Here is a 12191-nt window from a genome sequence, read left to right as displayed (position 1 = left end):
GCTTATCCCGCCGCTACCTCCAGTCTTTTCGAGGCTTCGGCCACCCGCATCCGACCGTCCAGAAGTCCGTTGGCCAAAAGATACCGGATGTGGCCGATACGCTGGAAGCGCGGCCCCTCGAATTCGTCGAGAGTGACATTCGACTTTCGGTAGGCATGATAGAGCTGCTCGGCCCCTTTGCGCGCATCCCATTGCGGCTTGAAGGCAGGAAGGGCAAGCGCGATCTTGTCGAAGTTAACGCGATAGGAGCGCTTGTCGGGTCCGGCATCGGACGCGAACTCAAGCCGGCAGCCCGGCACGACCTCGGCGACAATCTCGGCGATGTCGCGGATCCTGTAGTTGTGGTCCGTCTGCCCCACATTGAAGGCCTCGTTGTGAATGGTCTCGCGGGGCGCTTCCAGCCCGGCAATGAACGCCCTGGAAATGTCCTCGATATGGACGATCGGCCGCCACGGCGTTCCATCGGATTTCAGCAGGATGACGCCCTTGGTGACCGCCCAGGCCACGAGATTGTTCAGCACGATGTCGAAGCGGAGCCGGGGAGAGAGGCCATAGGCCGTGGCGGGACGGAAATAGGTGGGAGAGAAGCTGCTGTCGGCCAGTTCAGAAATGTCCCGTTCCGAAAGCACCTTGGACCAGCCGTAGGGCGTGACCGGCTTCAGTTCGCCCGTTTCGTCCACCATCCCGTCGCCGGCCTGTCCGTAATTGCTGCATGATGAGGCGAACAGGAAGCGCGACACGCCGGCGTCCTTGGCCGCCTTCGCGAAGCGGACGCTGCCCTTGTGGTTGATTTCGTAAGTGATGTCCGGATCAAGGTCGGACAGCGGATCATTGGAAAGAGCCGCCAGGTGGATGACGGCATCGACCCCTTCGAGGTCGCGCGCATCTACGTCCCTGACGTCTTTTTGGATTGAAGCAATTGAAGCCCGCTGGCCCCCTGCTGTAAAGGTGCAGCGCCGGTAGAGATCGCTGTCATAGCCCGTCACTGAGTGCCCTGCACGCAACAGCATCGGCACCATCACCGAGCCGATATAGCCTTGATGGCCGGTTACCATGACTTTCATCGCGCACCTCTCAAGCCGATAGTGATCGCCAGAAGGCTACTTGGGCTGAAAACAGTGAGGGAGAACGCCAATAGGCGATCAGGATGCCCTGTTGGACGAAGCCTTTGCCGCCAGTGCACCTTTCGGGTGGTCCGAGCCTAATCCTTTCGGAGGATTTTCTTCTGATCACCGTCGCTGATGCTTCCATCGGCCTCGTCATCAGCATTCCCGATCCGAGACTCAATTAGCGCTTGTTGGTTCGATTTCAGCCAGGCCCCGCGACCGCGGATGTTTCGCGCATCGCGGCGTGTCCGGTGTTGAACTCCGCCGACGTGGCGATTCCGAAGGCCACGGCCTCACGCGTCATTGAGCCTTGACGCAGTTGATAGGTATAGGTTTCAAGCCCGTTGCCGTCCGCGGACCGGTTCAGAAGCAACAGATATAGAAACCCGACATAGGCGCGGTCTGTCAGGCCGATCGTGGCATATCTGGTTTCGAATTCGTGCGAGCGCATCATTTCCATGATCATGTCGGGGAGTTTGGTCGCTCCGTCTTCAAGTGCCGCCGACCACTGATTGACGCTGGCCGTGTCGCCCTTGCGGCCAAGAATGAGGCAGTAGACGAAACTTGCCTGCCGCGCCGGTAGGGACTGGTCCGCAGCCGCGGCCTCGGGGTCGCAGTCCCGATGGGGCTTGGGTATCGGCAGGGGGCCGCGGGTGAAGTCCCGTACCGTTTTGTAGGCAGGCTTAGGCTCGCCGGTCCGCCATTTGCCATCTGAGAGAGCCACGAGCCTCACCAATCCCATATTGGCTTCGAAGCCGGGGGCCCAGTAGGCCTCATCGAGCAGTTCGTAGATGTGCGCGGCCTCCACCTTATATTTGTCCTTGAGTTCGCTAAGCCGCGTCATCGTCTGCTTGATGCCGTCAGCCTGCTGGCGCTCGCTGCGCTGACTTCCATAAGGATTGTTGAATTCGGTGACCCAGATCGGCTTGCCGTATCTCGAGATTTCACGGAACGCCCATTCCGGGTCATCGCCGTACATGTGCCACACAGAAATATCCCAGGCGATCCCGTCCTGCTTCATCCGCACGAACGCTCCGGTGTGGCCCCAACCGGCGGTGCCCATCGCCTTCCTTATGCTCGGATCGACCTCTGTCATGCCGTCGGACAGGCCCTTCAAGACAGCGCTCACCTTTACCCATCGCGGGCCGTAGTAATCGAGCGGTCCTGTTCCGCCCGCAGGTCCCCATGCACATGGATATTGCGAACCATCGTCGCGTTTCTCACAGGGCTTGATGATGGCATAGTTTTCCATCTCGTTGCCGAGTTCCCAAACACGGATGTCGTTCTTGAACCTGGTAGCAAGGGTGACCGCCAGTTTCCGGGTGCTCGCGTAGAGCTCTTCCGGACTATCCTTGTCCAGATCGGCGACCGCAGGCGTGATGACGGGCAGGATCTCGATCCCTCTCGCCTTCCCGGCGTCGACGAGGTTGGAGAGCATATCCGCGTTGTCCACGCCTGAAACGTTGACGCGGTACGATTTCAGGCCGAGATCCTTGATGAAGTCGAGTTGCCTTTCCACCGGAATGCCCGGATAGGAGACTATTGGATGGCCATTGATGCCCCAGAGGAAATCGGCTGATGCAGGCGCGGCTGTTGCCAGCAGGCAGGCTGCAACGATTGCGAGACGAAACGACACGGCAACAAGCCTCCCTGCCCGATTTCGAGATCCGGGATAGTGGGGACTGCACACACTTCGCGCAATTTGCCCATACGGTTGAGCGCGGGCTCTCGTTACCCCTTTAGACGGTGGTCATGGCACAGCCTATTTGGACTGGCCTCCACCCGACCGCACCTAACCCTTACCAGCCCGCCCAAATGCCTCGGAGACCGTTCGGGTCCGAGAGAAGGATCGTAGTGATGTGACAGCCATGGCTCCACTCCGTCAAAAGTGGAAGGTAGCTACCGCTAATTCGGGGACGGCTGTCGGATTCCAGGGATGCTATGGTACGGCACTAGGCAAATGACATTGGTTGCGGAGCGCGCTGTGGACGGGAGTGCTGCATGTCACTGAGGGTCGGCGACTGGGTAGAGATTCGGTCCAAGGAAGAAATCCTTCTTACGCTCGACAGAAATGGTCGACTTGAGGAGCTTCCTTTCATGCCACAGATGTTTCAATATTGTGGTCACCGCTTTCGTGTTTACAAGCGCGCGCACAAGACATGTGACACGATCAATTTTGCTGGCGGACGCAAGTTATCCGGAGGCATCCATCTTGAAAACCTGAGGTGCGACGGCAACGCGTTTGGAGGTTGTCAGGCAGCGTGCCTGGTCTTCTGGAAAGAGGCATGGCTCAGGCCTGTGGCGTCCTCGGACGAGGCAATCGCGCCGCGAACCAACGCGGCGAATGGAAAAGGTTGCACGGAAAGCGACGTGCTGGCTGGTACGCGCGCCAAGAGCCAGCCACTTTCAGGTGGTCCGAGATACTCATGCCAAGCCACAGAACTTCTGGATGCGACCACCCCACTTTCTTGGTGGGATGCCCGGCAGTATGTGGAAGACTATGCATCGGGAAATGCCAGCAAAAAGCGTCTCCTGGTCGGATTCATCTATGCAGCAGTATTCAGTATCTATCACTACATGGGCCGTCTGCATCTCGGGAGGCTGTCCGTGATTGTCAGCTGGCTGTATGACAAGGTGCAGCACATTTACGGTGGCGTTTCATTCCCACGATATCGGGGATCGATACCTGCCGGCCAGCCGGTTCCAACCATCAAGCTTGATCTCCAACCGGGGGAGCTGATCAGGGTTAAGTCCTATGAAGAAATCCTCAAGACCCTAGACACGGATAATAAGAACCGTGGCCTGTATTTCGACGCCGAGATGGTCCCCTATTGCGACCATACTTTCAGGGTCCGGTCGCGAGTAACAGCGTTTGTCAATGAAAAGACCGGACTTCTCAACCGGCTCAGGGGACCGGCGGTCATCCTGGAAAAAGTCTGGTGCAATTCGAGATATAGCGATTGCCGGATGCAGTGCCCAAGAGCCGTCTATCCCTGGTGGCGAGAAATTTGGCTGGAACGGGTGCCTGGCGAGGCAATCGCTCACATGGGGCATGCTACGGCAGCTCAAACGGAAACAAGCGCGTATGCAGCCAGTGATACATGACCCACAAGGCCCTCAGTGCCAAAGGCGAACCCCGCAACCTTAAAAGGGAAGCCATTCAAAGTGGCGTCGCCAGGATGGTGAGCCAGGGGGTGAACCTGATTCTCAGGGTGGGCTATATTGCCATCCTGGCACGCCTGCTCAGCCCTGACGATTTCGGCCTGGTCGCGATGGTGGTGGCACTCACAGGCATTTTCGACGTCTTCACCACCGCCGGGCTTTCCTCCGCTACCATCCAAAAGCATGAGATTTCGTTTGACCAGGTTTCGGCACTGTTCTGGATCAACATACTGGTAGGGGTCTTTCTCGCGCTGCTCTGCGCCGCGAGTGCCTACACGATATCAGCCTTCTACCATGAGCCGCGTCTACTCAGGATCGCCATCGCGGTCGCTCCAGCTTTCCTGCTTAACGCGGCCGGCGTGCAACATGCCGCTCTGATCGAGCGCGACTTGCGTTATGTCACACTCAGCGCGATCGAAACGGGTGCCCTGTGCGTGGGCATCCTGTCCGGTGTGCTGCTCGCGTTGCGTGGCTACGGCTACTGGGCACTGATCGCCCCGACACTTATCTCGCCGGCAATCAACAGCCTGGGCTGCTGGATCGCCACCGGGTGGATTCCTGGATGGCCTCGACGCGGCGCCAATATTCGCTCGCTCTTGCATTTCGGTGGAATCGTCACGCTGAACAACCTCGTTGTCTATATTGGCTACAATGTGGAGAAAGTCCTTCTCGGGCGGCTCTGGGGCGCTGCGTCGCTCGGATTGTATACCCGGGCCTTCCAGCTGATTGGCATCCCTACGGCGACCATCAACAGCGCCGTCGGTGCGGTACTGTTCTCGGCGTTGTCACGAATGCAGCATGATCCCGCGCGGTTGCGGAACTTCTACCTCAAGGGATATTCGATCGTCATCGCGGTGACGGTTCCCATCACAATGTTCTCGTTCCTGTTCGCACATGAGATCATCACCGTGGTGCTGGGCTCGCAATGGACGGGGGCGGCGACCATCTTCCGGCTGCTCACGCCTACCATCTTGGTGTTCGGGATCATCAACCCTACATATTGGCTGCTCATCTCGACCGGCAAGCAGAAGCGCAGCCTGTATCTGGCTTTCGCCATCGCCCCTCTCGTCATCACTTCCTACTGCGCAGGAATCTCCTTCGGCCCCGAGGGCGTTGCACTGAGCTACTCGACGGCGCTGGTGCTCTGGCTCTATCCACACCTGGTGTGGAGCCTGCACGGAACGCCGGTTTCAGTCGGGGATCTGTTGCGGACGATCATGAGGCCATGGATGGCCGGCATCGTGGCCTCGGTGGGTGCGCTGGCAGTGCAGCGCTATCTCGGCCCGGAGGTTCCTTCGCTTCTGCGGCTCGCGGCTGGCGGGCTGGTTCTGATCAGTATCTATGCATTCGTCTTGCTGTTCGTCTTGGGGCAGCTCAAGCTGTTTCAGGATGTGCTGCTGGGCTTTCGAGGCGAGGCGCGGGCCGGCGCTTGACGCAGCCCGCGACTTCGACCGGCGAAGGCCCGAGAGAGAAGCTATTTGGAGGGCAAATGGCCAGTATAGCAATCGTCCATAGCTATCCGTACGACGCGTTCTTCGGCGGAGACGGCGCCTATATCCAGGCGTTCGGGCGATATCTCCTGAAGTCCGGCCACGAGGTACACGGGTATGTATCCAACATAGCGCGCGGCCGAAGGAGTCCAGTCTGTAGGAGTGTATATGAAATAGAGCAGTTTTCTTCGTGGCAGGTTCGTCGAAGTATCAGATTGGGCCAGAGAACATTTCTATCCACGGAGTTGCTTCGGTCCGGGCATCTGGCCGGATCGTTCCTTGGACGGAAGACCGCACCTGTTTCCCCAATGACGGACCAGAACTTTTCCAAGGGAGAGACTCAGTGGGTGCTTGACCGTATCGAAGCTGGACGGCCGGACGCCGTCATACTGTTCCACGATGCCGTGCATTTCGCTCCTTGCCTCTCCTGCAACGGTCACAGGGTTTTCTCACTTGTTGGCCATCTTCAGCACCGCAACGGGGCAGCGCGCTGGGAGGCCGGCGCAACCCCCGGCCCGGACAAGAATTGGACTGAGGAAAAGAGATTGTCAAACTCGCTGAAGGCGGCAGAGTGTGTCGGTTTCAACAGCAAGGATGACGCCTCCTACGCCCGCAACCATCTCGGGGTGACACGCGTGATCTCTCTTGGCATGGGCTTCGACAATCACGAAAAGCAACCCGACAGCAATGAGCCCATCGTTCTCTTCGTCGGGAATGCCACAGAGCCAAATCGTGCCGCACTGTCGTGGTTCCTGAAGGAGGTCTGGCCAACTGTTCGAACCTCATGCCCCACGGCAAGGGTTCGCATCGTCGGAACCGCCGCCTTCACATGTGAGGTTACGCCGGCGGCCGGCCTGGAGTGTGTGGGAGCGCTCCCGGACCTCGCTCCCGAATATAGGCGCGCCCAGCTTGTCGTGGCCCCGCTCGTTTCCGGCAGCGCCGGCGTCAAGATAAAGGTGGCCGAGGCCATGTCTTACGGCCGCCCCCTCGTGACGACCTCGATAGGTGTGGACGCAGGTGACCCCCACCAACTTGATGAGGGAGCGATCGTGGCCAATGGTGGTGCAGACTTTGCACAGGCGGTCATCGCGCTGTTGAGCAATGCGGAACTTCGGCGTCAGAAATCCGAGGGTACCGCGCATGTATTCGCCAGCCTCTTTTCCTGCGATGTGTGCTATGGCCCGTTCCTGTCTTGGCTCCGCAAGGCAGGCCAGGTGGCTGATAGCAGCTTGTCATCACAAATGGTGTAGGGAGGCGGGCGCCTCTCTAAAGTGGCACTCGACAGGATTTGATCAGCACTATGCTGTATCCGCATGCTCCACTTGGCGGGTGGACGAGCCCGACCGACCGGAAACCACTGCCAAGGCCCGTCTGACGGCGCCCTTCGTTCGATAAAGATGGCCCAGCGGCGGAAACAGCCTCAATATCGGAGACAGCGAAAAGCTATATCTAAGCAATTCGACGCCACAAGCGGTCCTTCCTCGGACAATATGAGAGACTGCCGACCAATAAGCGGCATCGGCAACCCGGCGCATTGCCATGCGACGAAGCCCCGATGCCGCCGGCATGGCAGCGCCTTCGCACGAGAAGAAGCTGGCGAATACCGCCTCTCGTTCTTTCAATTGCGTTAATTTGTCCGAAAAGTGGACCACCGTTATTTGTGCTGCATGCACGCGTCGGATACCGAGCGCGCCCTCGAATTCCACGATTGAACCCAACCGCGCGAGGCGAAGCACCATCTCCAAATCGGGCGCGTGCGCGAGTGACGCACGGTAGTGACCCACCGCCTTTTGCGCAGTCATCCTGACCAGCACCGCTCCCAAGGCCAGGGACACTCCCAGATGGCCCAGATGACGACAACAGTCTTCAATGAACCGGGCACCCGCCGTTACGCGCCATCCATCTGGTTGACTTGGTTCGGCAAAATCCTTCCCCTCGATCATGCTGAGATCAGACCCTATGGCGAAAGCAGCCCCAGGATTGCTTTCGAGGACATCAACGGCGCGTTGGAGCGAGCCGTCTGTCAGGAGATCGTCGGCGCACAAAAGGATGAAGTAGTCTCCTCGCGCAAGCTCGACGCCTTCGTTGAAGGACGCAATTGGCCCTACATTCCTGGCGTGGCACACGACTTCAACCCGGCTGTCTTGGGCGGCAAGTCGGCGTGCCACTTCCACGCTGTCGTCTGTTGACGCGTTATCGATAACAACAATCCGGAGATCGTCGATGCCTTGCGAAAGCACACTGCGTATACATTGCGCGAGGAACCGATCAGCGTTGTAGCAGGGTATGACTACATTGATGCTGGGCATCAGCACAGGCTCCCCTTACCTGATTGGTCGCCTCGGTTATCGGAGCGACCTGATGTGGGCCAGCACAGGCACCACGCCACGATCGAGGACAAAGACTTGGTTTCCAGGCCCATCCTCCAACAAATCGGCTGGAAGGTCATGCCGTCTAAAAGGCTAGGGGATGACAATCGACCAAAGGCGTAGGGGCAGGTGCAACCTCATCGCCAGCCTCTCCGTCTCATTCAGCTGCCTGTGAAGCGGCCGGAGAGATATCGGGTCAGCGGCACTTCAGCAAAAAGATAAACCAGCACCGAAACGCAGGTGACGGCCATGGGCGTCACGAACAACAGCACCGAGGCGAGCCGCGCCGAATCTCCGCTTTCGGCAACGAGCTTCTCGGATACGATAGCCACGAACCAGTGGGTCAAGTAGATCGCATAAGTGCATTTGGCGAGAAAGTTCAAGAGCTTGGAGTCGCTGAAGACACCGAGCTGCTCCAGAGCGACAACCCCCAGCAACAGGACCGACATCGGCATGCCGAGCGCGAGGAGACGGGGCAGCGCCGGCCAACAGAAAGGACGCAAGACTGCTGCTAAGGCTCCGAAGGCGACTGCCGCCGCCGCGAGGGTAACGGCCCCGCTCCACGGCAGTTTGAAAGGGAACAGCCCGGAGTTGGAAAGCTTGAAGATGACGATGCCGAAAGCGAAATCGATCAGGATCGGATTGGTGTAAAATACGAAAATGGGGTTCTCAATGCCTGATGTCTCGCCCGCGACCGCAAGAAGAACCGCGAAGGCGGCGGAATAGAGGATCCCATATTTCACGCTGACGAGTTGGAAAGCTGCGATGATCAGGCTGAATTCGACGATTACCAGCAAGGTCCACGTCGGATACAAGATGGGGTAGGGTCCGAAGGGGACGAAGGCGAGCGACATGAAAAGCTCGGACAAGGTCCTCTGATGGCTTTTCATCGCGTAGTTCTCGACAAGAAATGCGAGAATCGTGACGCCCCAATACAAGGGCACGATTCGAATGAGCCTCGTTCGCAAATAGGCGCCGGCCGACCTGCCATTGTTCCCAAGCACATGCGCGGTAAGAAAACCGGCCAGAACCATGAACAGATCCGTCCCGAAACGGAAAATGTCCAAGACACCCGGCTCAATATGGGCGGCGCTCACCACTCCGGACATGTGGATGTAGCCGATGGCGTAGGCGGATATGAGCCTCAAAAGCTGAGGATTGTGCCAGAACCTCCTTGCCCCAGCAGTCCGGGCGGCCGGATGGTATTCCGCGTTCACCCGGGTTATCAGTCCGAAGCTGACCGTGCCTATTGTTGAGAAGATCGCCCCACCCCAGGGACCCCAGCATCCCCTTGAGTCATATGGTCCAATGCATCGGCGATCAGCCCTCAACCGTTCTGTTACGAGGTCGGCCTCGCGGTGGCCTGTCCGTTCTTCTGCACGATCTTCATCCTTTGCGCCCATTGACGCGATCCTCAATCTGGTAGCACCCCCCGCTGCCGCTATCTATCAGTTGGACATTTCACGCGCTCGGAACGCGCCCGAGTTGGGCGACAGCCGCTTGTATGCGGACCGTGCGTTCCGCAGGATCCATTGCGGCGCAAGGAGCGTCGGCACTGCGCGGGTCCAATAGTGCGGCATTCCATGGTAACGGCCGTACAGGTACCTGATCGCTGCGCTCACCGCGATGGTCCGTCCCCCCGCAGTTTTAGCGTTGTTCAACCGCGCCATCACGTGCGTATCAAATATCCGGCGGCGAAACGCTTCGCACACAGCGGGTGTGTCCGCGAACAACGCGAAAGCAATCTGATCATAGGCGGCAACGTCGATCTTCAGGCGATCCAGCCATCCGAACTTGATATTGAACTGGTCGTTGCCCGACCGATAGCCGACACAAGGTTCTTGGACCACGCCCCATTTTCCAAACCGTTCGACAACACGGCCGATGATATAAACTTGGACGTAGTAATTCTTGAATTCCGAGACATTAGGCTCGGATGCGATCTCATTCCATTTGGCACGGTCTATCACCAGGGCGGACATGAAGCCCAGCAGATCACCCATCGTCGCGAACAGCGTACCGGCATCGGCGATCAGTTGTGTAGGCGGGATCCGACGGATGCCGGTCCGGCGCGTCATCGTCACGTCATAGTCGATCACGCCTAGCGTTAGACCGGTTACGCCGGGCCAACGCCGGATCGCTTCCAGCACCCGTGCTAGCCCGCCCGGTTCCAGATGGTCGTCGTCGCCCATCAGCCAGATGTAATCGCCCTTCGCCGCCTCCACGACCGCCAGGAAATTGCCGTCCACTCCCAAGTTCTTCGGCTGGGAAAGCAAGGTGTAGTGCTTGATGCGACCCTTATAGCCTTCGGCCACGGCGACCGTATTGTCCGGTGAAGCATCATCGCTGACCACGACCTCGATCGCGTCCTCCAAAGCTTGGGCGATGATGCTGTCTAACAATTCCGCCAGCATGGACGAGCGGTTGTAAGTCGGGATGCAGATCGAAATGGTCGGCACGGGTTTCGGTCTGCGGCCAGGATCGGTGGTTACACGGCGAGGCCGGCGCGCGCGATGAGCGGCTGCCACCAATGCTCGCAAGTCGTTCTCGTCCATCGTGCTCTCCTGGAGGTCAATCCGAAGACTGGCCGCCGGTCAATCGCCGAACTCCCCGAAATCGGCGTCGACCTGAATCATGAGTTCGAGGTATTTCCACGCTATCCACCGCCAGGAATAACTGCTCGCCCTGGCGTTCCCCTTGGTAACCAAACGCTGCCGCAAGTCTGGGGCTAGCATCAACAGGCGGATGGCTTCGGCCCATGACTGGACGTCGTCGGGATCGGCATAAAGGGCCGAATCCCCGCAGATTTCGGGAAGACATGGCGAGGTCGAGGCCACGACCGGGCAGCCCGAAGCCATCGCCTCGACCGCCGGCAGCCCGAAGCCCTCGATCCGTGACGGGAACAGGAAGCACAGGGCGCCTTCGAGCGCCTTCTTGAAGTCGTCGTCCCCTATGCGGCCAGGAAGGACGATGTTTCCGGGCATTTGCGGGATGTACCTCAGGAGCGTGGCCTCGTCGACATCGCCTGGCATCCACAGGTCAAGACCCATCGCGTCGAGGTGTGGGGCCAGCCTGGCGAGAAGCCCCATGTTCTTATATTCCTGGTCCCGCCTCCCCAAGCAGAGGACATACGGCCTGCTCCGGTCGACGGCCAGAGTTGATCTCGCCGCATCCCACCGGTTCGCATGGTCGCTGCCGTTGTAGGTGACGACGATGTTTTCTTCTGGCGCGATTCCGAACTTGATCAGATGGCTGCGTGAGAGTTGCGAGACGGTCGTGATGCGGGCGGCCTGCCTGCCAAGTGCCGGCAGGATCAAGCGGTGCGCCCAGCGGAATCCTCGCGCGTAGCTCGACGGCATGAGCCTTGTGTGCATGTCATGGATACACGCGATCTGGCGCCTCAGCGCGACGGGAGCGAGATTGCAGAAGCTCAGCAATCCTCCAGGCACATGCCAGGGCAACTGCGCCTGCACCCAAAATTGCGGCAGTCGCGGCCTGCTGAATTCAGGAACGACCCGGACGGGGATGGCATCGAGGCGCAAAGGTTCCGAAAGCGGACGCGGCACCACGAGATCAATCTCCAGGTCGCGACCGAGCGGATGCCCTTCTGAAATGAGGGCGTCGAGAGCCAAGGTGACCTCGCGGGCGTAACGGGCCACACCGGTTGGCCGAAGCGTCGTGAAGTCTCCATTTATCGTCCAGCGCCGTCTCGGCGCTTCCCGGTCCGCGCACACCGCAGCGGGATGGCCGATCAGGAAGTCGGCGCCGGCGACAGCGGATCTGGCCAAGGGCGTGTCGGCACGGTGTCTGTTCGCCGGCCAGGCCGATCTTGGTTGCGGCGACTCCCTCGTATCGAACCCGAGCTTGGCCATGTCCAGCTTCCCCGACCTTCCGGCACCCTAGGCAGACTAGCATTCCCAGGAACACCAAGGCCCTTAAACGTTCGAGGTAGGTACGCTGTCCGACGTCGCCAATCCGGATGATTGCCACTTAGCCGAATGACCCGATGGCCATGGTGACCTGGCGTCTTGACGGTTCCACACTGAAAGTTCCAAGGGGTGGAC

At 59.2% G+C, this 12191-nt stretch carries 9 protein-coding genes; 3 read left to right on the top strand and 6 right to left on the bottom strand.

What is annotated here, in order from left to right:
* Positions 1–2 precede the first annotated feature (2 nt).
* Entirely contained in the window at positions 3–1064 is a 1062-nt protein-coding gene (locus AC0NIL_RS31090; protein WP_024505406.1) for an NAD-dependent epimerase/dehydratase family protein, read from the bottom strand.
* Positions 1065–1308: 244 nt separating this feature from the next.
* A complete protein-coding gene (locus AC0NIL_RS31085; protein WP_024505407.1) occupies positions 1309–2742 on the bottom strand; it encodes a DUF4214 domain-containing protein in 1434 nt (477 codons plus the stop codon).
* A gap of 365 nt (positions 2743–3107) precedes the next feature.
* Here AC0NIL_RS31085 and AC0NIL_RS31080 point away from each other — a divergent pair, with 365 nt between their 5' ends.
* The 3 genes from AC0NIL_RS31080 (at position 3108) to AC0NIL_RS31070 (ending at position 7008) form a co-directional block, all read left to right on the top strand.
* Positions 3108–4211 carry a hypothetical protein gene (locus AC0NIL_RS31080; RefSeq protein WP_024505408.1) on the top strand — a complete coding sequence of 368 codons (1104 nt, stop codon included), beginning with the start codon at positions 3108–3110 and terminating at the stop codon, positions 4209–4211.
* Complete coding sequence (locus AC0NIL_RS31075; RefSeq protein ID WP_024505409.1) at positions 4208–5701, top strand: lipopolysaccharide biosynthesis protein; 1494 nt, start codon at positions 4208–4210, stop codon at positions 5699–5701. The genes AC0NIL_RS31080 and AC0NIL_RS31075 overlap by 4 nt, the downstream gene beginning before the upstream one ends.
* 404 nt (positions 5702–6105) lie before the next feature.
* Positions 6106–7008 (top strand): glycosyltransferase, encoded by a 903-nt coding sequence (locus tag AC0NIL_RS31070; protein ID WP_164752851.1) that lies wholly within the window; start codon positions 6106–6108, stop codon positions 7006–7008.
* 48 nt (positions 7009–7056) lie between these two features.
* On the opposite strand, the gene AC0NIL_RS31065 is transcribed toward AC0NIL_RS31070, so the two are convergent.
* The 4 genes from AC0NIL_RS31065 to AC0NIL_RS31050 form a co-directional block, all read right to left on the bottom strand.
* Positions 7057–8067, bottom strand: a complete 1011-nt coding sequence (locus AC0NIL_RS31065) for a glycosyltransferase family 2 protein (protein ID WP_024505411.1) — start codon at positions 8065–8067, stop codon at positions 7057–7059.
* Positions 8068–8288: 221 nt separating this feature from the next.
* Entirely contained in the window at positions 8289–9344 is a 1056-nt protein-coding gene (locus AC0NIL_RS31060) for an acyltransferase family protein (RefSeq protein WP_164752850.1), read from the bottom strand.
* Between the two features lie 231 nt (positions 9345–9575).
* Complete coding sequence (locus AC0NIL_RS31055; protein ID WP_196815422.1) at positions 9576–10682, bottom strand: glycosyltransferase family 2 protein; 1107 nt, start codon at positions 10680–10682, stop codon at positions 9576–9578.
* Positions 10683–10721: 39 nt separating this feature from the next.
* The gene (locus AC0NIL_RS31050; RefSeq protein WP_024505414.1) at positions 10722–11999 is read right to left on the bottom strand and encodes a glycosyltransferase family 4 protein; all 1278 of its coding nucleotides are present in this window, start codon (positions 11997–11999) and stop codon (positions 10722–10724) included.
* Between the last annotated feature and the right edge of the window lie 192 nt (positions 12000–12191).

The organism is Mesorhizobium sp. WSM1343 (assembly GCF_055901535.1).
The sequence above is the reverse complement of the archived record's forward strand: the minus strand, read 5'-3'. Positions and strand labels throughout refer to the sequence as shown.

Excerpts from the sequence above, each read along its gene's own strand:
- AC0NIL_RS31090 (WP_024505406.1), bottom strand. The coding sequence starts at position 1,064 with ATGAAAGTCATGGTAACCGGCCATCAAGGCTATATCGGCTCGGTGATG.
- AC0NIL_RS31080 (WP_024505408.1), top strand. The coding sequence starts at position 3,108 with ATGTCACTGAGGGTCGGCGACTGGGTAGAGATTCGGTCCAAGGAAGAA.
- AC0NIL_RS31075 (WP_024505409.1), top strand. The coding sequence starts at position 4,208 with ATGACCCACAAGGCCCTCAGTGCCAAAGGCGAACCCCGCAACCTTAAA.
- AC0NIL_RS31065 (WP_024505411.1), bottom strand. The coding sequence starts at position 8,067 with ATGCCCAGCATCAATGTAGTCATACCCTGCTACAACGCTGATCGGTTC.
- AC0NIL_RS31055 (WP_196815422.1), bottom strand. The coding sequence starts at position 10,682 with ATGGACGAGAACGACTTGCGAGCATTGGTGGCAGCCGCTCATCGCGCG.
- AC0NIL_RS31050 (WP_024505414.1), bottom strand. The coding sequence starts at position 11,999 with ATGGCCAAGCTCGGGTTCGATACGAGGGAGTCGCCGCAACCAAGATCG.